The 24,405-nt window shown below is 55.2% G+C and carries 17 protein-coding genes; 4 read left to right on the top strand and 13 right to left on the bottom strand.

Going from position 1 to position 24,405, the window contains the following annotated elements:
* Positions 1–125: 125 nt before the first annotated feature.
* From ABIE48_RS07865 to ABIE48_RS07825, 9 genes are all read right to left on the bottom strand, one after another.
* Positions 126–578 carry a VOC family protein gene (locus tag ABIE48_RS07865; RefSeq protein ID WP_192714849.1) on the bottom strand — a complete coding sequence of 151 codons (453 nt, stop codon included), beginning with the start codon at positions 576–578 and terminating at the stop codon, positions 126–128.
* A gap of 172 nt (positions 579–750) precedes the next feature.
* Positions 751–1,215: a MarR family winged helix-turn-helix transcriptional regulator gene (locus tag ABIE48_RS07860; protein ID WP_306433644.1), complete on the bottom strand. Its 465-nt coding sequence runs from the start codon at positions 1,213–1,215 to the stop codon at positions 751–753.
* A gap of 90 nt (positions 1,216–1,305) precedes the next feature.
* Positions 1,306–2,055 (bottom strand): SDR family NAD(P)-dependent oxidoreductase, encoded by a 750-nt coding sequence (locus tag ABIE48_RS07855; protein ID WP_145022294.1) that lies wholly within the window; start codon positions 2,053–2,055, stop codon positions 1,306–1,308.
* Positions 2,056–2,390: 335 nt separating this feature from the next.
* Positions 2,391–6,221 (bottom strand): GH32 C-terminal domain-containing protein, encoded by a 3,831-nt coding sequence (locus tag ABIE48_RS07850; protein ID WP_483312649.1) that lies wholly within the window; start codon positions 6,219–6,221, stop codon positions 2,391–2,393.
* 517 nt (positions 6,222–6,738) lie between these two features.
* Entirely contained in the window at positions 6,739–7,626 is an 888-nt protein-coding gene (locus tag ABIE48_RS07845; protein ID WP_192714850.1) for an ROK family protein, read from the bottom strand.
* Positions 7,627–7,727: 101 nt separating this feature from the next.
* A complete protein-coding gene (locus ABIE48_RS07840) occupies positions 7,728–9,191 on the bottom strand; it encodes a glycoside hydrolase family 32 protein (protein ID WP_192714851.1) in 1,464 nt (487 codons plus the stop codon).
* Positions 9,192–9,344: 153 nt separating this feature from the next.
* Entirely contained in the window at positions 9,345–10,943 is a 1,599-nt protein-coding gene (locus tag ABIE48_RS07835) for an ABC transporter substrate-binding protein (protein WP_145022303.1), read from the bottom strand.
* Positions 10,944–10,999: 56 nt separating this feature from the next.
* A complete protein-coding gene (locus tag ABIE48_RS07830; RefSeq protein ID WP_076168655.1) occupies positions 11,000–11,881 on the bottom strand; it encodes a carbohydrate ABC transporter permease in 882 nt (293 codons plus the stop codon).
* A 17-nt stretch (positions 11,882–11,898) separates the two neighbouring features.
* A complete protein-coding gene (locus tag ABIE48_RS07825) occupies positions 11,899–12,795 on the bottom strand; it encodes an ABC transporter permease (protein ID WP_354520600.1) in 897 nt (298 codons plus the stop codon).
* 548 nt (positions 12,796–13,343) lie between these two features.
* Here ABIE48_RS07825 and ABIE48_RS07820 point away from each other — a divergent pair.
* Together ABIE48_RS07820 and ABIE48_RS07815 are read left to right on the top strand one after the other, a co-directional pair.
* Positions 13,344–14,384 (top strand): LacI family DNA-binding transcriptional regulator, encoded by a 1,041-nt coding sequence (locus ABIE48_RS07820; protein WP_192715344.1) that lies wholly within the window; start codon positions 13,344–13,346, stop codon positions 14,382–14,384.
* 286 nt (positions 14,385–14,670) lie between these two features.
* Entirely contained in the window at positions 14,671–15,633 is a 963-nt protein-coding gene (locus ABIE48_RS07815) for a C45 family autoproteolytic acyltransferase/hydrolase (RefSeq protein WP_192714853.1), read from the top strand.
* A 195-nt stretch (positions 15,634–15,828) separates the two neighbouring features.
* On the opposite strand, the gene ABIE48_RS07810 is transcribed toward ABIE48_RS07815, so the two are convergent.
* The 4 genes from ABIE48_RS07810 to ABIE48_RS07795 all read right to left on the bottom strand — a co-directional run bounded on the left by ABIE48_RS07810 (position 15,829) and on the right by ABIE48_RS07795 (position 22,359).
* Entirely contained in the window at positions 15,829–17,034 is a 1,206-nt protein-coding gene (locus tag ABIE48_RS07810) for an MFS transporter (protein ID WP_145022313.1), read from the bottom strand.
* 221 nt (positions 17,035–17,255) lie between these two features.
* On the bottom strand, positions 17,256–17,840 hold the full coding sequence (locus tag ABIE48_RS07805; RefSeq protein WP_145022316.1) for a TetR/AcrR family transcriptional regulator: 585 nt from the start codon (positions 17,838–17,840) through the stop codon (positions 17,256–17,258).
* Positions 17,841–18,008: 168 nt separating this feature from the next.
* Positions 18,009–19,199 (bottom strand): S-layer homology domain-containing protein, encoded by a 1,191-nt coding sequence (locus ABIE48_RS07800; protein WP_354518653.1) that lies wholly within the window; start codon positions 19,197–19,199, stop codon positions 18,009–18,011.
* Positions 19,171–22,359: a X2-like carbohydrate binding domain-containing protein gene (locus ABIE48_RS07795; protein ID WP_354518651.1), complete on the bottom strand. Its 3,189-nt coding sequence runs from the start codon at positions 22,357–22,359 to the stop codon at positions 19,171–19,173. The genes ABIE48_RS07800 and ABIE48_RS07795 overlap by 29 nt, the downstream gene beginning before the upstream one ends.
* 841 nt (positions 22,360–23,200) lie before the next feature.
* Between ABIE48_RS07795 and ABIE48_RS07790 the strand changes: the two genes are divergently transcribed.
* Entirely contained in the window at positions 23,201–23,827 is a 627-nt protein-coding gene (locus ABIE48_RS07790) for a chromate transporter (protein WP_145022322.1), read from the top strand.
* 10 nt (positions 23,828–23,837) lie between these two features.
* On the top strand, positions 23,838–24,374 hold the full coding sequence (locus ABIE48_RS07785; protein ID WP_192714855.1) for a chromate transporter: 537 nt from the start codon (positions 23,838–23,840) through the stop codon (positions 24,372–24,374).
* Positions 24,375–24,405 lie beyond the last annotated feature (31 nt).

The following is a 24,405-nucleotide window of genomic DNA, read 5'->3' as shown; positions in this document are numbered from 1 at the left end:
ATCCCAACGCACTAAAAAGCAATATTTTACGAATGCGTAAGGCTGTCGGGAAAATTCCCAACAGCCTTTTCAAACCATATTATTCAACGCGACACTCCCTCATATTCTTCAAAACAAACATATCATCAATCATTCGTAACCTCGTTACCCTTCTTCATCCATTCCACCATCTCCAAATAGTGCCGGTTATACATAATCCCCAGCACGTTGCCGAAAGGGTCCGTCACCGAAGCCGTAACGAATCCCTCGCCACGCGGAGTAATCGGTTCGTATTGCTTCGCTCCCTTCTCCAGCAATTTCGTAAATGTGGCTTCCACATCATCAACATGCCAGTACATGATGGCACCCCCTGGACCCGGCACCGCTTGCGAAGGAGCATAACGGCGGCTGATCAGACCCAGCTCATGCTGGTAGTACCCAACCCGGAACTCGGCATAGGCGAGCTCGCCAGACGGTCCGATGCGTTTGAAATACGGGGAGATACCGAGCACCTTCGAATACCACGACACCGCTGCCTCCATATCGTCTGCCCAATAATTAATCGTCGCCATGCCTCTTAACGTTTGTTTTTCGCTCATATTCATTTTCCTCCTTCGTTAGTTCCCTCATCTTCTAAGGCCATTATAGGAGGCAAAAGCTGACAACTGTGAGTCATGGTTTTAATAAAGCAAAAAACACCTCCAGGAGATGTCCATATCTCACGACATGGCTGTCATCACGTGAAGGTGTCACGTTGCGGCCCGGGGATTTTCATAAAAACCCGGTCAGCTTTTCATAGATTTTCAGCAGCTGCTGCCTTTCTTCCTCGGTCAATTTTTCAAAAAGATTTCTGCGCAAAATTTGCCCGTCCTGATTCGCCTTTTGAACGATGTCGAGACCCTTGTCCGTAATCCCCAAATAGATGATACGGCGATCCTTCTCATCGACGATTCGAACGGCTAACTGCTTCTGCACAAGTTTTTCCGATAGATGGGTCAGCGTCGGGGGGGTCAGCCCCAGAGCCTTGGCGATATCCGAGGGCCGGCTGTTCCCGTGGTGCTGCAGGTGAGCCAGAACGAGAATATGGGAAATTCCAAGGTCCTCGTTGAACAATTTGCCCCACTGGATGATGAGGTTGTTCGTCACTTTATCCATATTGTGAATGATTTCAAAAATCGTCTGTTCTTCCATCAGGCAAATCCCCGCTTTCTGCAAGTCAAAGCCTCTAATCTGCATTAGAGGCCTTCATTATCATACATGCTTTTCAGCCGGGAATCCACCGTTCCTGGCCGCCCTGAAGCCTACGGCGCAGGACGATCCCGTTTTTTAACGCAATTTAATGGAGCCCCCGTCCACCATAAAGGTTTGACCTGTGATATAGTCGGCGTCGCTGCTGGCCAGAAACACCGCGACACGGCCGATGTCCTGCTCGGGATCGCCGAGCCGGCGCAGAGGAATTTTATTCAGCATCGCCTCGTATAGCTCCGGAGCATTCTCGCGCCACTGTTCCACGCCCGGCGTCAGTGCGATCGGGGAAATCAGATTGACGTTAATTCCTTCCGGACCCCATTCATTAGCCGCAACACGCGACACGCCCCGGATCGCTTCTTTCGCGGCAGCATACGACGTCTGCGTGACCTGCCCGTCAATGCCAGCACCGGACGCAAAGTTGATGACCTTGCCTTTTGTTTTCTTCAGTTCCGGATACGCCGCCTGCATGAAATGAACGGTAGGATAAAAGCCTGTTCCAAATGATAAATCAAAAAGCTCCTGCGTTGTTTCCATAAAAGGGGCCTGTCTCGATACATGCGCATTATTCACCAGAATATCCAGCTTGCCGAAGCGCTTGACCACGTCGGCCACGATTTCATGCGCGCTCTCCTGCTTGGAAATATCCTTGATGAACAGCATTCCCTCTGTATATTGGTTAATCTCGGCGAGCGTCTCCTTCCCTTTCGCCTCATTCACGTCGACGATGGCGATATGTGCGCCTTCCTTAGCCATAGCCAGCGCCATGCCTTTGCCGATGCCTGATGCACTGCCGGTAATGATACCGACTTTCCCTTGTAATTTCATGCTGCTTCCTCTTTTCATTATATATTTAGTCATCTAAATATTTTATACCTAAATAATAACAAACCTCAATATGGCGTGCAAGTTGGTAGAAACTGCATCGCTCATAAAAAAGTCTATCGAAGTAATGTCATAGAAAACTGACCGCCTTTTATCAAGAGTTATTCTGGTGGTTAGAGATTTTTTCTCTCTGCTGAAAATCTATTAATCTAGAGAACAAAGCAACCGCACCCCGTACATCGGGTTGCGGTTGCGTGACGGAATATCAGCTCAGCGTTGCCCCTATTTGCGCTGTCTGTTCTGCGTGGGCAGTCGATAAGCCCTTTTGCTGCTGCAGTTTATTTTCCCGGATGAAGATCGGCATCCGGCAGGACCTTCCAGCGCTGCCGCGGCTCGCCGGCGGCTGGGTCGCCCAGCTGCAGCTTTGTCCCATCGGCCGATACCTCCAGGGCCTGGCCGTTATGCACGGAGTATACCGTAACGACAGCGTCTTCTTGGTACTCCACTCGCCAGCGCTGGTTGTTGTAGCCGAGGTAGTCGTACAGCTGCAGCCGGCCCAGCCCCGTGTCGAGGTCCAGCGCTTTGCCCGCTTGGGTCCGGATGGACCATGTCCCGTCCCCGTTAGGAACGAAAACCCATGCCTGCGGGGAAGCCCCTTCAGGGCCGGCCACCGTTACCGGTTCGCCGTTTTGCGATTCCGCAGCAAACAGTGCCAGGCCGGAGGCTGCGTTCACCAGCGTCGTTACGGCAAGCTTGGCATCAGCCATCCCGCTCACCGTCACCTGCTGGTAAAACACCTGCCCGCCGAACACGTTCACGCCGAAGTGCCCCTCAGCAAACGTGCCGTCCTTCACGTCGAAGACTTGCACCCCGTCCACTTCCGCCCGGATCTGAGGCCCCTTCGCCTCAATGCGGATATGGTACGTTTTTCCTGGCTGGATGAACCTGGGGACCTTGGCCAGCACCTGCCTGTCCTCAAACCGCCCGTCTACTTTATAGAAGAGTCGAATGGCCTTCAGGTTCGGATCGAGATTGAAATAATACCCGCTGCGGCCGTCAGCGCTCGCCCGGAACAGGATCGAGCCGGCGCCTCCCGTCTCCCCCAGCGTCATGTCGGCTTCCAATGCAAAATTCCCGGCCTGCTCCTGCGCCATGTAGTTCGCATCGCTTGAATAGCTGCCCCGGATGCCGCGTTCGGTCACAACCCACCGCGATGCCGACAGATCCGGCTTCCAGCCCGTCAGGTTCGTCGTAAACGTCCCGTCGGTGACGTTTACGACGCAGCGGGCCGAAGCCTTCCCGTTCGGCGACACGGCCGTAATGACGGCCGTTCCCGCCTTATTCGCTCGAAGCACCGCTTTCCCCGGAGATTCCCCCTGATTGGAGGAAGTCACCTGCACGACGCCGGGATTGCTGGACTTCCATACCAGCGGCGGATGGCTTGCTCCAGAGGATTCCAAGTAAGATGCATACAATTTCTCCTCATCACCCTTAGACAATTCCAGCTCTTTCCGGTCCAGGATGATCGAGGAGTCCGTCTTCCGCCCTTCACGCCATACATTGTCCAGCGCATGCACCTGCAAGGACGCGAGCTTCACTTTACCTCCCTTGGTATAGAAGCTCATGCTCCGCCGGGCCGGATCCGGAAAAATCAGGTCGGAAAAGACGGCCCTGCCGTCATTTCCGAACACCTCCACCGAGGATTCATCCACAAGGATACGCAGGCGGATGCGGCTGCCGTCCGGCTGGAGCACGGCTTCATGCCTCGTTTGCAGCAGGCTCGAGTAATCGGTAACGCCGGATGACGAGCGGTCCACAAATAGTTTCTGTTCGGCAGTCTTGTACCCGATCATCGTCTTCTGCCCGCCGCCTTCGCGGACCGTAAATCCGAATTCAGCTGCGGCTCCGCTTTGCGGCAGCTCGATGTCGGCTTCGATTTCATAGGCGCCTGCTGAAATTCCTCCAAGCACGTTCGCTGCCGATTCGCTAACCTCACGGTTTTTCACGCTGAACAAGGTGCTGCGCAGCCCGACAAGCTCCCGGATCGGCGACTGGAACAGCCGGATGCCGTTGTCCGTCGTATGCAGCGTGACCTCCCGCGGTACGGTCATTTGCCCCTTCCAGCCTTCGGTCGGGAAGCTGAACGGATAATCCCAGTTCGTCATCCAGGCGAGCAGAATCCGCCGCCCGTCCGGCGTGCCGGAGAAAGACATTGAGGCATAAAATTCTTTGCCCCAATCCGTCTTCAGCACGGTTCCCGCCGGATTGTCGTTCACGAATTTCCCTTCCGGTGTCAGCTCCCCGATAAAATACTCCGCGTCCGAGCCCTGCGTTTTCGGATTCGCGCCGGTGCTGATCATCAGCACCCATTTGCGCCGGTCCGTGCCGTCTACCGGAAGCTGAAACAGGTCCGGGCACTCCCACACCCCGCCGCGTACGTACTCCCCGTATCCGAAATTGTCGGTCAGCGTCCAGTCGATCAAATTGCGGGAGGTAAAAAAACGGATGTGATCGCCGCCGGAGACGACCATCACCCAGCGGCCGTTCGCCTCATCCCGGACGACCTTTGGATCACGGAAGTCCCAGCCGCCCGGGTCGGCACCGTTTTTGCCGGGATTATCGATCACGACCGGGTGCTCCGCCGAGTACTGCCAGGTCCGTCCCTGATCGGTGCTGTAGGCCAGCCCAATCTTTTGGTTGCCATTCGGCAGATCCGGCGAATAGGAAGTATAGTACGCGATCAGCCCCTTGCCGCCTGAGCTTCCGAACAATCCGGAAGCATTCGTCGTGTCAGCTACGGCCGAGCCTGACCAGACATGCCCCAGATCGTTCCAGGGCAGGGCGATCGGCAGCTGCTTCCAGTGCAGCAGGTCACGGCTGACGGCATGCGCCCACTGTCCTCCATCCTGATGGAACAGATGGTATTCTCCTTCAAAATAAACGAGGCCGTTCGGGTCGCTTGCCGACCCCCGGATCGGGCTGTAATGGTACTCCGGCCGATACGTTTCCGTATAGTATTCGGAGTCAAGCGTGACATAGGCATCCTGGACGTATGCCGTGCCTTCTCTTACAACCAGTCCGGTATATCCGGCCGAATAACTGTCGTCCGTCACGTCCACGGCGGCGGGAGCATATCCGTCCACAAACACCTGAATCCTCGGCCCGACGGCCTGAATCTCCAGATGATGCTTGGCGTTTGACAAATCGGGGTAAACGCGGCTCGAGGCGCCGATGAGGGTTCCGTCCATTTTCCGCAGCAGCACTTGTAACCCGCTTCCTTGGTGCCGCAGCACAGCTTCATATCCTGCGGTTCCCTCCGCATTTGTCCGAATCAGCAGTCCCGCGGATGAGGCTTCACCCAGTGTGACATTGCCTTCATAGACGGCGTCCGCAGCAATATTCTGGTAGACCCGTACTGCGGTTTGTCCGGTCGTTCCCGTTCCTTTAAGCCCTTTGAGATCGGGCTGCCAGTTTCCGGTTGAAGCGAGCACGCCGTCCAGATTGCCGGCAAGGCTTCCGACCTTCACATTCTGAAATACGGCGGAACCGTCCCACACATGAAGCCCAAGATATCCAGAAGCATAGGCGGTATCGACCGCACGGATGACCGGCTGATACTGGCTGCCCCAATACACCTGCAGGCTCGTTCCCTCAGCCTTCACTTTCAGGTGATAGATTTCGCCGACCTTCAGCGGCACCTGACGTTCTTCCTGGAGCCCTCCTCCGGCTGCATTTTTCAAGCGGATGATGCCCGACGGCACGATTTGCAGCATGTATGAAGACCAGCCGTCGCTGCTAGAGCGGAAAAGAAGCGAAGCATCGGCCTCGGCGTTTTGGATCATGACATCGGCTTCGTAGATAAAATCGTCCGCCTTCGTGCTGGAGACCGCCATCACGTTCTCCTGCGGATCGGAAGCCAGCTTCAGCCCCTCCGCCGTCTGCTCAAGCTTGCCCTTCCCCTGGACCTGCCAGCCTTCCAGGTTCGTATTGACGCCTGCTGCCATCGTGTCCGCCTCCTTCGTTAATGCAGCTGCCGCGCCGTTAACTTTAACTTCGGAATCTGCAGGCATCGCCCATCCCCGCCCTTCGTCAGACTCATACAGCAGGATGGACGCACATGCCAAAATTCCGGCCAGGCACGCGGACAGCATCTTTCTTGCTGATCTCATCAACACTCCTCCTTATCATCAGAACAATGTGTAAAAATAACATATAAACGAAGACAAGCTTATACATGAAACAAATCTGTGCATGAAAACAAACCTGTGCATAAAGACAAGCCTGATGCATGAAAAAACAAATTATTATTGTAACCGCTTACACAACGAGGCGTTAAACTGACGTTTTCCTTATAAACAAACAGTGCAATGCTCTCAAATCGGACAAGAACGATGTCTGAACTGAGCTAGGCTGGACTTAGGTTAGAGAGAATCCGAACAGGATATGCCGAGTAAATTCAAGGTTCGTCCTTGGCTTGTCCTTGGCATTGTCCTTGGCATTGTCCTTAGCTCGTCCCAGTCTCGCCAAACCCTGTCCAGCATCATCTCAGTTGTTCCTCCCAGCCTAATTCGGCTCAGCACGAGATATACCGTTTATACCGTCGCCCGCTTTCGGGCAGCCGGCCTATACTGCGGCTGGCTGCCCCCAAGCGAAGGCGGGATTGAACCAAAGTTTTCCTGCAGGCTCCTACACCTTCTGACCGGATGCCTCCAGCGCCTGAAGCCCTAGCGCAAGTGCGCCGTATAATCCGGCTTGGCCGCCGAGTCCGGGCGGAACGATGTAACCATCGATTCCGTCCGTGAGCTCCAAGGCGTCCACGTAGCCGTTCAGGCTCCGCTGAACCTCTTGGCGGATCAGCGGGAAGAGCTGCGGCTGCTGCATGACGCCCCCGCCCAGGATGACCTTCTCCGGCGAGAGCATCAGAACCGCCGTCGTGACTGCCTGGGCGACATAATACGCCTCGAAGGTCCAGGCCGCGTGATCCGCGGCAAGCTGCGGCCCCTTCACTCCCCACCGCGCTTCCAGCGCCGGCCCGGCGGCCATCCCCTCCAGGCAGTCCCCGTGATACGGGCACGCCCCTGGGAAGCCGTCCTCCGGATGACGGCGGACCGGAATATGCCCGCCTTCCGGATGGACGAGCCCGTGAACGGGCCGGCCGGCGTACACGCCGACACCGACGCCGGTGCCGATCGTGAAGTACGCGCAGCTGCCCAGCCCGCGGGCCGCTCCCCACAGCGCCTCGCCGCAGGCGGCGGCATTTACGTCCGTGTCCCAGCCATAGGGGACGTCGAAGTACCGCTTCAGCTCCGCGAGCAAGGGATAATGCGCCCATCCCGGCTTAGGGGTGGTCGTAATGCTTCCATACCCCTGGCTGCCTGGGTGAAGGTCGATCGGGCCAAACGATCCGATCCCGATCGCTTCCGGCCGGCGATCCTTGAAATAAGCGATGACCAGGGGCATCGTTTCCTCAGGCCGTCCCGTCGGAAAGCTGATGCTCTCGCTGATTTGCCCGTTTTCGTTTCCGATGCCGCAGACGAATTTCGTTCCGCCCGCTTCAATGGCTCCGATGCGCATGATGATGTGCCTCTCTTTTCAAATTTTTATCGGTCGATGGATTAGGGTTCTCCATCGGATCAAGGTTCGTATTTTAAAGTACTTATTTAAAAGGTTGTTATTTAAATAGATAGATCGTAAATGTCGAGCGATTCGACGAGCGCCTCCTCATCGTCTACCTTGAGGGACAATCCGGTGGATGCCTGATCCGGATAGATCAGGTCGGTGAGAACCGCACGGCCGCCGCCCGCGAACACCTCTACCGAAGACCGGTCAATTAGAATTCGCAGTTCCACCGTTCCGTCCGCCGCATCGAGAACGGCTGCATGCCTGCCGGCAAACAGCGGATGAAAGTCTGCCACTCCCGCCCGGGTCCGGTCTATATAGACTTCACCGGCCGCTCCGCTGTAACCGATCACCGTCTCCTGACCGCGGCCAGCCCGCACCTTCAGCTCCAGCGATTGGGCGGATCCTAAGCGAATCCGAATCTCTCCGCTCTCCAGCTGTAAATCGGCCAGCTGCGCGGAGGCCTGAGCAGCCGTTACCCGCTTCAGGGACAGAAGCTCCTTGCGGTATCCCTCCAATTCCCGGGCGGGCTGCTGGATCAGCTCGGCCGAACCGTGTCGCATCTCCAGCTTGAGCTCCCGCGGCACGGTCATCGCGCCCCGCCACACGCCGGTCGGCGTCTGATTGGCATATTTCCAGTTGCTCATCCAGCCGACGAACAGGCGCCTGCCGTCCTCGGCCGGCACGTCCGACCAGCTGACGCCAGCGTAGTCGTCCCGGCCATAATCGATCCATCTCACACGGGTCTGCGATACGGCATCCGGCGTAAAGCGTTCCCCGTCGAAGTCTCCGGTAAAATATTGTGTGCGCGACCCCTCCGCCAACTCCGGATGATCGCCGATGCTGACGAGCATCACCCACTTCGTCTGACCCGGGTCCCCGTCCACCGGCAGCGGAAACAGGTCGGGACACTCCCACACGCCGTCATGGCTGCCGATGCCTTCCCCGAATTCGCTGGACAGCGTCCAGTCGATCAGGTTCGGCGAACGGTACAGGCAGACGGTCTGTCCGCAGGCAACAATCATCACCCACTGTGAGGAAGCCTCATGCCAGAATACTTTCGGATCGCGGAAGTCCACGAAGGTATCATGTGACAGCACCGGGTTGCCGGCATACTTCGTCCAGGTCCGTCCCGCATCCGTGCTGTATGCCAGGCTCTGGCGCTGCACCGGCGCTCCACCATCCGGTCCTTCGGCATGCTGCGTAAAAATGGCGACAAGCCCCGGCTCCCCGCCGAAAAAGCCGGTCGTGTTATTCCAGTCGACCACGGCGCTGCCGGAGAAAATCGTGCCAAACTCGTCCGGCGCCAAGGCGATCGGGAGTTCTTCCCAGACGACCAGGTCCCGGCTGACCGCGTGTCCCCAATGCATCGGTCCCCAGGTGTTCCCGAAGGGATGATGCTGGTAAAACAGGTGGTATTCCCCCTGGAAATAAACCATTCCGTTGGGGTCGTTCATCCAGTGTTCTTTCGGGGAAAAGTGATACGCCCCGCGGTAGTTGTGCGATATGAATGTGGACATCAGCTGTGCTCCTTTGAATTACATGTTTTATTTGCAGCGGACCCGGCCGCATCTTTGCCCAAAGGCATCTGGCGGCCGCATCCGGATTCTGCACTGCTAACGTTTATGCGCCAAGCAAGTGCGGATATGTTGTTTTTGATTTTTAATTAACCTTTATTGCGCGCTGCGGTCATACCCTGCCTGCTTGATCTTCAGCCAATCCTGCAGCCCCAGCCGGTTCAGCTCTTTGAGGTAGGCATCCCACTCCTGATCGACTTTGCCGTTCTGGTACCACTCGGTGCGCTTCCGCTCCAGGTAGGCGAACATGTCGGTCTGGATGGTGGACAGCCGGTCCAGCTCATCGATGGAGAAGAAGACGTTCGGATACGTATTTTTCGCCTTCATGTGCGGCACCATCACGTCCTTCAGCAGCTTGAGGCGCCATGCCGCGTCGTCCGGCATCGTCGTGTATTTGCCGTAGTACTCGTCGAGGATGGCCAGCGGACCGGCGATGCTCGTCTTTTGCCGCAGCTCCACTGGGGCTGTGCCTTCCAGCGGCAGATGCTTCAGCATGCCCTTGGCTTCGTCGAATTCGAAAATGTTCTGCTGCGTCTGATCCCCGTACGTCCCCCAGTTATCCTGGACGGACTGCAGCGGATCGTAAAGCTGATCGACCCATTTGGCCGTCTCCTCCAAATGTTTGTTGCTGCTTGTGATGACCATGCGCCCGCGGTCCAGGCCGATGCCGTTCGTGCGGGTCACGTTGACTTCGCCGCTTGGTCCTGCCAGCGGAGACATCACGTCATACGTATCGTTCATGCCGGTGATGTTGGCCTTATCCCATGTAAAATACAGTCCGTACCGGTTATCCTTGCCTTTCGCCAAATAGGTGTTCCAGTCCTGCTGGAAGGACTCGATATCGATCAGCCCCTCCTGGTACAGCTCGTGAATGTACTTGATCGCTTCCTTATAACCTTCTTCCGCCGCAGTGAAGACAACCTTGCCGTCATCGGTCACGACGGTGTGGTCCCAGTTCTCCCCGAGCCCGAAAGAACCGTACAGGAAGGCCAGATCTTCTCCGCCCGGCTTGTTGATAAAGGAGAGCGGAATTTCGTCCGCCTTGCCGTTGCCGTTCGGGTCCTGCGTTTTGAAGGCGATCAGCACCTTCTTCAGCTCCTCGGTGGTCTTCGGCATGGACAGCCCCAGCTTTTTCAGCCACTCCACGTTGATCCACGGCAGGTCGTCCACGGACTGAATCCGTTCCTTGCCGGAGCCTAGCTCTTCAATCCAAGGGAAAGAATAGATGTGGCCGTCAGGCGCGGTAATCATCTTTTTATATTCCGGCGCCTGCTCCAGCACCTTTTTGAAGTTCGGCATATGCTGCTCGATCAGATCGTCGAGGGGAATGATTACCCCGTCCTTGGCCAGCTTCAGCAGATCATAATCGCCATATCCGGCGTCAAAGATCGCATCCGGCAGATCGCCGCTCGCCACGGCCAGGTTTCTTTTCTCCGCAAAAACGTCGTTCGTGTAATTTTTCCAATTGATATGAATGCCGGTCTTCTCTTCCAGCCGCTTATTGATGAGCTTGTCGTTCGGGTCCGCAGGTGCCAGCGGCGAGCTCTGCGTCAGAAAATTGAGGGTGACTTTCCCGTCAGGCGACTCCTTGGCGTCTCCGCCGCTTCCTCCGCAGCCGGACAGCAGCAGCAGCGCCGCAAGCGCTGAAACGGATGCTGTCATGGCAGCAGCCTTGCGATTTCTCTTTTTGTTCATCGTTATGACCTCCATAGGATTAGAATGGATCAGTGCCATGTATGTTCAGGCCGTCCCTATTTCAGGGAACCGACCATCACACCTTTTTCGAAATACTTTTGGAAAAACGGATACATTACGAGCAGCGGCAGACTGGAAATGACGATCGCCGAATATTTGATCATTTCCGAGAGGCGCTTGAGCTCGTTCATCGCCAGCTGGTCGCTGATCATGCCCGGCGCCGCCTGGTTCTGGATCAGGATCGAGCGCAGCACGAGCTGCAGCGGATGAAGCTTCGCATCCTCCAGGTAAATCATCGCGTCGAAATAGGAATTCCACTGCCCGACAAAAGCATAGAGAGCCAGCACAAAAATAATCGGTTTGGAGAGCGGCAGCACGATCCGGAAAAAAATGCCCGCCTCCGTCGCGCCGTCGACGTTGGCCGCCTCCCTCAGCTCATTCGGCACGCCCTTGAAAAAGGTCCGGGACAGGATGATGTTCCAGACATTGACCGCACCCGGAATGATGATGGCCCACACCGTATCCAGCATGCCAAGCTGCTTGACCAGCAGATATGTAGGAATCAGGCCCCCGCCGAAAAACATCGTGATCACAAACAGCGTCATAAAAATTTTCCGGCCCGCCAGCCGGGAATCAGACAAGGCATAACCTGCGCATACCGATACAGTCACGGTAACGAGGGCAAATGCAGCGGAGTAAAATACGGAATTGCCGAAGCCCCGCAGCATAGCCGGGTTGGACAATATTTTCCGGTAGCCCTCCAGGCTCCAGTCCGAGATGCGAAACGACAGGCCCTGATTCAGCAGCACGGTCGGATCCATAAATGACGCCACCACGACATAAACGAGCGGTACGACGATCAGCAGCACCGCCACCGTCAGGAACAGGCCGTTCAGAATCAGCAGAAAACGGTCGAACGGCGAATGTTTAACAGCCATAGTTGATAAGCTCCTTCCTAATAAAGTCCTTCGCCCTCATTAAGCTTCTTGACGATAAAGTTGACCGTGAGCAGCAGCACGACGTTGATCACTGAGTTGAACAAGCCGACCGCCGCAGAATACGCATAGTCGCCGGACTGCAAACCGACCTTGTACACGTAGGTGGCGATGATCTCGGAAGCCGGAAGGTTCATCGAGGTCTGCATCAGGTACGCTTTTTCAAACCCGATCGACATGATGCCTCCCGCCGCCAAAATGAACACGATGGCCATGATCGGCCGGATCGTCGGCAGGTCGATGTGGCGGATGCGCTGGAGCAGGTTCGCCCCGTCCAGGCTTGCCGCATTGTGCAGCTCCGGGTCGACGTTTGCCAGAGCAGCCACGTAAATGATCGATGCCCAGCCGGCGCCCTGCCAGATGTCGGAGAGGATATAGATCCAGCGGAAATATTTCGGCTCGGACATAAACATCAGCGACTCTCCCGTGATCCATGTCAGCAGATGGTTGACCGGTCCCGTCGGGGACAAAAAGATGAACAGCATGCCCACGATGACAACCGCCGAAATGAAGTTCGGCGCGTACAGAAACAGCTGAACGTTCTTCTTCACGCCCGCCCTCCGGACCTGATTGAGCATGAGCGCCAGCAGGATCGGCACGGGAAAGCTGAAAATCAGTCCGAAGAAACTGAGTTTAAGCGTATTCATAAATATGACGTCGAAATTGGGCGAGGAGAGAAACTTCTCAAAATGCTTCAGTCCGACCCATTCGCTGCCCATGATGCCCTTGATCGGGCTGAAATCCTTAAAGGCGATAATCGCCCCGTACATCGGGACATATTTGAAAATCAGGGTCAGAATAAGCGCCGGAGCCAACAGCACGTACAGAAAATAATGCTTTCTGACCGTCTGCAGCACCTGCCCCGCAGAGCTCTTCCTCCTTACTGCCGCCGCCCTTGGATCCACTTCTACCGTATTTTCCAAAACCGTGACCTCCGTTCTTTGCACAAAAAGTTTACATGCCGCATACCGTAAGGGCTTACATTCGCACCTGCACCGTATCGCTGCTTTTACAATTTAGCAGACGATGTAATCTTCGTCAATAACTTTTGTAAATATTTATTTGTGCAATTGACCAATATAATTTGTTCATATAAGTTCATTATTTTGCTGAAATGTCACTTTTTCCGTCAATTCAGGGACCAACTATGTCTTTTCAAAGCGTGGTCTGTCGGTTCCGATTCTGCTGTGTGTATAATAATTGCCTATGTAAAGCCATTCATCTGTGTTGCATGTCATTTTGCACAATGAAGGCATTATATATTTGTGCATTTGTAAAGTTAACGTTGCTATTTGAAGCAATCTGGTATACATTGGTCATAGGATACCTGAGATCGAATGCATGCAGGTTTATGAGGAGGAACTTGCTTCCGTACTAATAATCGTTAGAGGTGAACATCGAATACATGGGGAAAGAGAAAGTCACCATTCAAGATATCGCCGATGCGCTGGGCATTTCCCGGAACACGGCGTCCAAAGCGCTGAACGGCAGCGACAGCATACCGGGCGAGACCCGCAACCGGGTCATCAAGAAAGCAATCGAGCTGAAGTACAAGCAATTCGCATATATGGAAACCGAAAGCCTGATGCCGAAAAACCCGGGCAATATCGCCCTGCTGACGCAAAACATGCCCAGCATGTCGCATTTTGGGGCCAAGCTGATCAGCGGACTGGAGAAACGCATCAGCGGCGAAGGCTACAATTTGTCCATCCATATCGTAAGGGACATCGAGCGAAGCTCCCTCCAGCTTCCGAACAATTTTGAAGCGTCCAAGGTGGACGGTATCATCTGCATCGAACTGTTCGACATGGAATACAGCAAGCTCATCACGAGCCTGGGGCTCCCGACCATTTTCATCGACTGCGCGGCGGACATGTCTTATCCCGACCTTGAAGCCGACCTGCTTCTGATGGAAAACGAACACAGCACCTATTTCATGACCAAACGGCTTATCGAGGACGGCTGCAGCTCGCTCGGTTTTATCGGCGACTACAACCACTGTAAAAGCTTCAACGAGCGCTGGGCCGGCTTTAACCGGGCCCTTGCGGAAGCGGGAATTCCGCTGGACCTCAGCCAGTGCGTTCTGGAACCGGACCGCGAATTTTTCTCGGAATCCGACTGGATGGAGCAGCGGCTGGACAATATGCCTGACACGCCCTCGGGCTTTGTATGCGCGAATGACTTTATCGCGGTCAACGTGATGAAAGCTTTGAAGAACCGTCAGATCGCCATTCCGGAGAAAATCGTCGTGGCCGGATTCGACGATGCGCCCGAGTCGCGCATTATCGAGCCTCGTTTGACGACCGTGCACATCTATAGTGACGAGATGGGCATCACCGCCGCCAATATGCTGCTCTCCCGGATTAAGGAGCCGGAGCAGCCTTACCAGGTCACGCATATCCAGACCAAGCCGCTGTTCCGGGAGTCGACGCAAGCCGTCCAATAATCCAGGCTCCAGGCAGCGTGGCATAAGAACGAGCCAAGAGAGCAGTCTGTTTCTCCTGAATGCCGCAATCGAAGAACCAATCCGGTTACATCCTACGAATATCCGCAGTCCGGCGCTTTGCAGTACAGCAGCCGGGCTTTTTTTTTGATGAAAGTCATACATTTGATCCTATCGGCTGTTGGGCTATCCAAAGACCGCACAAATGAACAGGCGGAATGGACTCGATTGAGATAACGTAACAGGTGAAGGATTTTTCAAACATGATTCATGAAAAGGAGATTCAGAGATGGTAAATGAAACGAAACCGTTTTGGTTTAAGCGGCTGCCGGTCCTTGCATCGCATCCTGCGGTATGGGCTTCCCATATCGCCCAGCACTGGAATATGGAGGCGTTCCGTCCCCAGAACCCCATGGATCCCGAGAAAGTACGGCTTGCTCTCCGTCATTTCATGCCCGAACTGCTCCCCGAGTACGAGGCCTTGCTGTCCGTTACACCAGACCGTCCCGGCGAAGCTCAGCTGCTTGCTATGTATAACCTCCCCCCCTTCTTCTCCGGCTGCAGCAACTCGATATCCCACCGATTAGGCCATCATACTTTAATCCGAAATTATGACTTCAGCTTGGACGGGTTCAGCGGCGTATTCCGTTACGAGCCATTGCCTGATGGAGGGTGGATCATGGGTTCCGCCGAAGGCGGCTGGGGCTATCTCGATGGCCTGAACCATCACGGTCTCGCAGCGGCCATCACGTTTGGCGGGGACTTCACGGTAGGTAACGGTTTCAGCATTCCGCTCATTGTCCGCTATCTCTTGGCCACTTCGGCAACGGTTCCTGAGGCAGTGGAACGGCTGAACTCGATCCCCCATCGGCTTGTTCAAAACATCTCGCTTTTGGATCGGATGGGCTGTTTCAGCGTCGTCTACACTTCGCCGGAAGGCGTTAGCGCAGCTGACGGTCTCATTTGCTGCACGAATCATCAAAGACAAGTTCAAGATTCCGCGCACGACGAACACCGGACCGTGGAGCGGTTCGACCATCTCCTCAGAATGGGCGGTGCCATATCGCCTCAGGATTTTCATAAGGAGCCGTTGTATCATCGCAAGTTTTCGAATCATTTCGGCACGCTTTATACCGTCGAAATCGATCCTGTAACGGAAACGGTTCATTATCACTGGCCTGAAGGACAGCAGCTTCTCGCCACGCCGGCGTCGTCAGAGGCTGAGATTAACATTCTATTGTCCGAGAATTAGGCGGGCAGGATATAGCATTTCTCTCAGGGAGGTATAAAAGCGAAACTAAATAGCCAGTCGCCGATTCATTATCGACGACTGGCTGCTTAAACGTGAAGGGTGTTTTGATCCCTGCCTTATAAACGGGGTCATTCCCCTTGTACGGTTGCTTTTTTGAGAAATCCAGCAGCGATCTTCCGGATGACACCATACTTGTTATCTCGCTTCCCTTTTCTCCGTTAAGAAGTAGAGCAAAGCCAGCACCGGAAAAAGAACGCCAAGCCATATGGCCGCTTCCCATCCGCCTTGTGCATACGCCCATCCGCCTACTGCGGAACCAATAGCCCCGCCGGCGAAAAAGATAGCCATGAACAAGCCGTTCAGCCGGCTGCGAAGCTCTGCACCCAGTGCAAAAATGGAGCGCTGCCCGAGCACCAGATTGGCGGAAACGGCCATATCCAATACAATGGCGGCCACGACCAGGCTGATGATTGATAGCAGGGAACCGCCATGGATCACAATAGGCAGGAGCATGGAAACGACCGCGAGTCCAAGGGCGATCCCTGTACCGGGGCGGATCCACCCTTTATCGGCAAGCCGGCCGGCAACCGGCGCAGCCGCTGCTCCGGCTACCCCTACCAAGGCGAACAGGGCGACCCCTGTCTGGGAAAAATGAAATGCCGGGCTGACCAGCAGCATAGGAACCGTTGTCCAAAACAGGCTGAAGGAAGCAAACAGAAACGCGTGGTAAAGAGCTCTCCGCCGCAAAATCGGCGTCGTTTTCAGCAGCTTCAGCATCGACGACAGGATCTCCGGGTAGCTGATGGATGTTTGCGGACGTCTTGCCGGAAGCGCCTTGGCCAGCACCAACGCAAGCACGAGAATCAGAACGGCGGACAGAATAAAGATAGCGTGCCATCCCAGGAAGTCTTCCACTAAGCTGGCAGCCGGACGGGCGAGCATAATGCCAAGGAGCAGGCCGCTCATGACATTCCCCACATTGCGCCCCCGCGTTTCCTCAGGAGACAGATGAGCTGCGTACGGAACCAGGATCTGGGCGGCAACGGACCCTACGCCGATAAACAGCGATGCCGCAAGAAACAAAGCCGCGTTACGGACTTCAGCAGCGATGAGAAGCACGACCACGTTAAAGATCAGCAGGGTGACCACAAGCTTGCGGTTTTCGAGCAAATCTCCTAAGGGCACGATCAATAACAGGCCGATTCCGTAACCGATTTGAGTTAAGGTGACGATCAATCCCGCTGCCCCGGAGGATAATCCCAGGGCTGAGCTGATCGATCCTACGAGAGGCTGGGCATAATACAGGTTGGCAGCGATGATGCCGCAAGCGACGGCAAGGATCAGGTTGATCCAGGATGAAACGGCAGCGGCGTGAGGCTTTTCTTTTGCGATGGTACTCATAACATTTCTCCTTTGTTTGTAAGGCATCCCTTTTTCGGAACAATCGTTCCAGTTTAGGAACAGTCCGCCTCATGTTTTTTAGCATAAAATAGATTTTTTCAGAAAAGATTTTATCGGAACATTCGTTCCAGAACGGTTAAAAAAATGTCTATCGACGTATCCTCGCAGAAGACGGACCGCTAGCGGAAGTTTTTGTTGCCGAATCAGGGAGCGGAGGCTCGTTACAGCATGCCCAGCACCATTTCCATCATCTCCCGCGCCTTCGCGCTGTCCTGCTGAATTTTTGCCATCACGTTAACGCTGTGGTTGAGATTGAGCAGCATGAACGATAAGAGACGAATGTCTTTGTCAGGAGAAATTTCTCCGGTCTCTTGTCCTCTCTTTAATTTTTCGTAAAACAGCTGTTCCAATTCATCAAAGCTCTTCTTGACCATGTTCTGCAGCGGTTCGTCCATGGCGTCGATACTAAGAGCTGCGTTCGTAATCATGCATCCATTGGGAAGGACTTCGTCCTGCGCAGCAAAAGCACTCGTGATATGAATCTCGAAATACTGCCGGATGCCCTCAATGGCGGTAGGAGCGGCGATTAACAGATCCCGCTTTCTTTGCGACATCTTTTTGTAGTGCTGGATCGTCTCATAGTACAGAGACTGCTTATCCTGGAACGTTTCATACAAGCTGGAACGGCTAAGACCCATCGCTTCCAGCAAATCAGGTATGCTCGTCGCTTCATAACCTTTCTCCCAGAACACCGTCATAGCTTTGCGGAGCACTTGATCCCGGTCAAATTCTTTGGTGCGTCCCATCGGCGCCACCTCCCTTTGAGCACAAGTATATACGAACTGGAACGAGTAGTCCAGTATTTTTTAGCAGCGTCCTTACAACATGCAGACCGCCGGTGTTTCGGCGGCCTGCTGCATTCTACAGGTTATTTTCCAAGGGATCTGGGATTCAGACCCCTGAATGATGTATTTTTACGGCTGCTTAACCGTCTCCGCAGCCCACTCTTCCCCGCCTGCTTTTCTTGCCTTCACCGGATGATCCAGCGAGGCTTCGGCGATATCCTTATATGCCCAATACGCAGCAGGCACATCGCTCCAAGGCAGTGCGGCCGTTCCATAGAGCGGTCCGCGGCCGAGGGCGCGGTTTAGTGCGGTAACCGCTTCCGCGCGCGTCAGCGCCTTGGACGGGTGGAAGGTGCCGTCCGGGTAGCCGTTCAGAATGCCGGCTCCCTGCGCCTTTGCGATAGCAATCTCTGCCCAGTGGCCTGAGGTATCGTGGAAGCCGCTGCCCGCCGCGGAAGCATCGGGCTTCAGCCGGCTGGCCAGCGTGGCCATTTCGGCGCGCGTGATGGCCTGATCCGGCTTGAAGGTGCCGTCTTCATAGCCCTTCATCAGGCCCGCCGCCGTTACAGCAGCGATAGCCTTCCCGGCCCAGAAGCCGTCCTTGAAGTCGCGGAACGCGCTGGCTGCCGTGCCGGCCGTATCGCCTGCTGCCTGCGGAGCCGCTTTGGACAGAATGACCGCCATCTCGGCGCGCGTAACGGGCTGATCCGGCCGGAAGGTGCCGTCCGGGTATCCCTGAATATATGCGGTATGCCGCTCATTCGGGGTATCGTCTTGAGCCCCGGGTTCAGGTGTGGACGGAGGCGCTGCCGCTCCTGACGATGATCCCCCAGAGTTTGATCCCGGGCCAGGTGCAGTTGGACCGGACGGCCCTGTTGGCGGGTTCGGCGCGCCGGGATCTACCGGGTCTGTGCCCGCTGCAGGTACGGTGAATTTCAGCTGATCCACGAGCATCAGATCGCCCGATTTTTTCACCGCCCTCAACGTATGTGTTCCGTCAGTCAAACCGGAAATACTGTATAAAGGCTGTAATACCAGGCGCTGATCGCTGTGGGCGCTGACGGTCTTCTTCAGCACGCCATCCATGTACACGTCGATGTCTCCCAGAGCCGGTCCAACGGGACCCACCAACTCCACGCCCGTTCCTTTGAACGTATAGGAGAATTCGTCTCCGTTCGCTGCCGTATAATGGACGTCGTTGTGATAATCCCCGCCGAACGCGAACGTCAGCTGCAGCGTTCCGGCCGGCTGGGCGGCCAGATAAGCTTTGCTTAGAATCACCCGGGTGCCTTCAAACCGTATAATCGGTTCCTTCGACAAGTTGGTTCTTCCCGTTCGCTATGCCGCTGAACAATTGCGGCTGCTGCAGCAAGGAGACCGCTATATCCTCCTGGTTCGCAGCAGACTTGTCGAACACGGCTGATACCGGGCTGATCAAGTCGGGGATTTCGACCTTGAGCATATCCACCAGCATGAAGCGGCCGGATTTCTTCACAACTTTCAGCGTATGAAACCCTTCCTTCAGCCCGCTCACGCTGTACAACTTCTGCTGCGGCTGGCGCTGCTCGCTGTATGAGCTGACGGTTTTCTGAAACTCACCGTCCAGGTAAATATCCATGTCCCCCTGCGATGGATCGATCTCGGTAAAGAATTGGATGCCCGTTCCCCGGAACGTATGCTCAAAGGAATCGCCGTTGGTTTCCGTATAGTGTACATCGTCCTTGTAGTCGCCGAAATTCCTTCCGGTGCTGCGGTTCCAGGCTCCATGATAGACGATACTAGGATCGTCATCGTTCAGAGTGGTATAACGCACCGTCTCCGTCCCGGTCATATGGACGGTCAGCGTCTGGGGATCGCCAGCGCTGAACATAAATTTGAGCATGATGTCGTCACCCGGCAGCCCCGCCAAAAATTCCTTTTTGATCGTCACCGTGTCCTGGTCAACGGCATACTCATTCTCCGTCAAAGGCTGCCCCTCGTATTCCACGGCGGTCAAAGTGTTGCCGTTCAGATCCAGCTTCACGGACAAGTCCTGCTGCTGGCCGGCGCTTTTGTCGAAGCTGGCCTCCTTCGGGTCAATCGAGCTGTTCTGCGCCGCTTTGCCGCGGATGTCCACGCTCAGCACCTCGCTGTCCCCACCTTCAAACATAAAGCTCAGTGACGCCGGACCCTCCGGCTGCTTGGCAAGATAAGCTTTGCTGATGGTTACCGTGCCGCCGCTTAACGTATAATCGCTGCCGTTCTTCAGCGGATCGGCGCCGTTTTGAATGGCCGTAAGCGAACCGCTCCCCAGCGTCAGATTCACGGTAAGGTCGGACGGATTGCCGCTCTCCCTGTCATAGCTGACGGACACCGGGTCGATCAGATGGCTTGTCGTCACCTTCAGCGCGTCCAGCAGCATATATGTACCCGTTCTTTTGACCGCCTTGATCGTATGCGGGCCTTCCGCCAGCCCCGATACGGTGTACACCACCTGCTGCGCCTGCTTGCTGCCTTCCGTATACGTGCTGACCGTTTCCGGTTCAGCCGCTCCGTCCAAGTAGACGTCCACATTCCCTTGTTCCGGATCTTTCTCCGTAATCAGGTCAATGCCGCTGCCGTTAAAGGCATACTCGAAGTAGTCACCGTCCGTTTCGGTAAAATGAACGTCCCCTTTATAGTCCCCCGCCGGCCGGTCTCCCTGTGACGACCAGCTGCCGCTGTATGTAATCCCAGGATCATCATCGTTGATATACACCGAATGAGTGACCGTCGCTTCTGCGGATGCAGGGACATCGGCGGCGCTCTTATCCGAAGGGCTGGAAATTGCCTTACCGGAGTCAGAGGTCTGGCTGTCCGCGGCTGCATCAGGCTGCGTGGCGGCGGATTGGCCGGCGCCATCCGGTTGAATATCATCACTTTGCTCCTCCGGCTGAACGGCTTCTGCTCCTTCCGGTTGAGCGCCACCTGCAGCCCCCGGCTGAACGCCGCCTTTGTCTTGCTCGGGCCCTACACCTTGTACAGATGCGGAGTCTTTAATCGTCACAGCCAGATTTTGCACGGCAGGCGTCTGCTCGTAGCCGCCGTTCCGCTGCCAGTCCCCGGTATATCGGATGCCCGTATCGTCGTCATTAACTGCCGATGTTCCTTGAACAGCCGTTACCTTGAACATTCGGGAGGCATGCGGCTCCAATACGGCTGCGTATCCGTCATCAAAGGTTCCAAGCTCCGCATGGCTCCACAAGTCCCTCACCTTGGCCGAGCCGGCCAGACCGATGTCCTTCCAGTTAACCTTGACTTCGGTACTGCGGCTGCCCAGATTGAACAAGGCAACGCTGTAGGTGCCGTCCCCGTTGTTGGCGTACCACACCTGCTGCTGGGTGTCTATCGACACCGGGTGGGCTGGGCGTCCCGACTGATTGACGGCAATCACCTCGTCGTTGGTCAGCAGCTTGAGCCCGTAATCATCAAGCCGGGTCATATCGTTGCCGATATAGAGCGGCGCCGCCGATATTGCCCAGAAGGTCATGGCCGTCTGGCGCTCGTCTTTGGTCAAGCCGTCCATCGAACCGTTGCCGACGTTCAGGGAATCAAAGTCGTTCCAGCCGGTAGCCGGCCCGGCGTCCCTCCACCATACCGCTGCATCCGGGAACAGGCGGGCGATATTGGCCCACTGCGTCAGCCCGACATTGCTGTCATAGGCTTCTACATCCCATTGAATGCGCCAGCCGTTGGCATACTTTTTCCAAAAGTCCACGTAGTTGTGGTCCAGCGCCCACGAGATCTCGAACCAAATGTCGTGGCGTGCCAGCGCCTCGGACCAGGCCTTCACGTCCCCGCGGGAGTCGAGGTTCAGGTTGTTGTTGCCCGATCCCGGCGTGACGCTGTCGAATTTGACGAAATCGATCCCCCAATCCCCGAGCATGTCGGCGATGGAGTCCACATACTTTTGCGCACACGGGTTGCTGAAGTCGATTTTGTACGTGTATGAGTTCCAGGCATCGACAATCTTGAGCGGCTGTGCTGCAATGTCGCGGACCCGGCAGGCGCCGCCCGTCCCATAGACTTCGAGATCCTTCTTATAGGCATCAATCGACAGGCCGGGAATCAGATAAATACCGATTTTCTGCCCGTTATGGTGCACATAATCGATGACCTCCTGAAATCCGTTCGGATACAGTTTCGTGCTCGGAATCGGCCTGCCGTACTCGTCCATGTCTCCGTTCCAGCCCGCATCAATATTGATGTAGTTGTATCCGTGGGACTGCAGCTTGTCACGCATCGCGTCGGACTGCTTCTTGATGCTCTCCGCCGACGTCCAGTTGCCCGCAGAATCATACACCTGCATACTGTAGCTGCTCCAGCCCATGTACGGCTTTTGGGCCAGCTCCTTGTTGGCCGCTTCGGCCACGTTCAGCTTTTGTCCAGTCCATCCAGTCTGCACCAGTACCAGCATCACCAGCAGGATAAGCCCCATCTTCCTTCCCAACCGCTTCATCATGATTCCATCATCTCCTCCCAGCATGAAAAACTTAGAGGCGCCTTCGCGTTGTACGGATGACCTTATTTCGGACCGCTTGACGGATGCTGGCTTCCAGGACGCTGACGCCACAGACGGCCGGCCACCGAACACAAAATGACAGCGCTTTCTATATTGCTGATGATAGGGACTTCCTCATTTTCTGAACAGGTACATCTGGGTGTTCCGGCGTACACTTTTCCCAAAAAACTGGTGTTTTGTCCGGACTGCAAAGGTTTTTTTCAGTTATGGGTATTCAAAAAAAAACAGCCGTTTCCCAATTCTTCACAGGGTAACGGCTGCCTCGAACCAAAGGGGAGCCCCCCCGGTTTCCATGGCACCTGCATCTAAATTGTCCAGCGGCTGACTTATTCAGGAACGATTAACGGGAAGTATATCCAGCATCGACGTGGATCGTCGTTCCTGTGTTTGAGCATCTGCTGAAGCTCATACTTCATGCACAAGGCTGTGCCTTGCAAATCTACTGAGATCAGCCGATCCCAATAAGATTAGTCAAAATCGGCGGCCGGCTTGTCATCCGCTCTTAAGTTAATTCTATTATGAAATAAAGTCGAGCAGTCCGCTTGGTTTAAATCCTTTTTTTGGAACCTCCCTCCAAACTTGATACAAATAAGATAAAACCCACTAAATCCCTCGACATTACAAAGGCGAAGCAAACATTCAGCAGCCGAAATCCCAGTCCCCGGTTATTGCCTGTTTCACTTCCCTTTTGATGTCTTCTAGCCTATTTTCAAATAAGTTAATTTCATTTTGGATAAAAGATGTTATAATACAGACAGAATTTAACTCGAGGTGACGTGTTGTGCATACCGACAAGACATCGAAGGCGTACCTGCTGCTTCAATTGTTTTGGATTTTTTTCAAAATCGGTCCGGCGACATTTGGCGGCGGGTACGCCATGATGCCGATGATCGAGAAGGAATTCGTCGATAAACGCAAATGGATGGACCGCCAGGAAATGAGCGATTTAATGTCGCTCGCGGGCTCGGCGCCCGGCGGCGTCGGGGTGAACGCTTCGGCTTTTCTGGGATACAGGCTGGGCAAAATTCCCGGCGCTCTGGCGGCCACGCTGGGCATAACGCTCCCTACGTTCATCATCGTTTTTCTGCTGAGCGTGTTCTACTCGATGTTCCGCGAGGAGCCCAAAGTCCAGGCCGCCTTCAAAGGCATTCACGGCGCTGTCATCGGACTGATCGCAGTGGCCGCGTTCAAAATGGGCAAAAACGCGCTGTTTGACCGGACGACCGTCATCACCGCCGCCGGCTCCCTGGCCCTGCTTCTGCTGACCGGACTGAATCCCATGGTTCTGATTGCGGTCGGGCTGGTGCTCGGCATCACCGTCATCCGGCTGAAGAAACGGCTGGGGCTTCCGGTTCACACCGAGAGGGCACGCGAGGAGAACGAGTCCGTCATCGAATATTACATCTAGGAGGCGTCCCATGCTGTTCTGGCAGTTATTTGTCTCATTTTTAAAAATCGGGTTTCTCTCCTTCGGCGGAGGTTATGCGGTTATCCCGATGATCCAGTACGAAGTGCTGCAGCACGGGTGGCTGAGCACCGGGGAATTTCAGCGGACAGTATCGATCGCGGGCATGTCGCCCGGCCCGATCGCCACCAACAGCGCGACGCTGATCGGTTACCAGACCGCGGGCCTGGCTGGAGCCGTTACCGCTACCGCCGGCATCGTTCTGCCTTCCCTGCTCATTGTGATCCTGATTGCTGCTTTTTTTTATCGAATGAATGCTAACCCCTGGGTCAAATCCTCCTTTTACGGCCTCCGGCCGATCATTATCGGACTTATCGTCTATGCGGCCATCCACTTCGGTTTCCCCAATCCGTCGGAAGCCATCTATCACTGGACGACCTTCGCCACGCTGCTGATCGGTGTACTGGCGTTTGTCGCGATCACCAGATACAAACTGCATCCGGTGACCGTCATCGTATGCTCGGGCGTTGCGGGAATCGTGCTGTTTTAATTGGGTGAAATTAAATTTCCTATGCCTTTAC

Source organism: Paenibacillus sp. OAE614, from assembly GCF_040546645.1.
Lineage (GTDB): Bacteria > Bacillota > Bacilli > Paenibacillales > Paenibacillaceae > Paenibacillus_AQ > Paenibacillus_AQ favisporus.
This window is presented reverse-complemented; position numbering and strand designations above follow the sequence as displayed.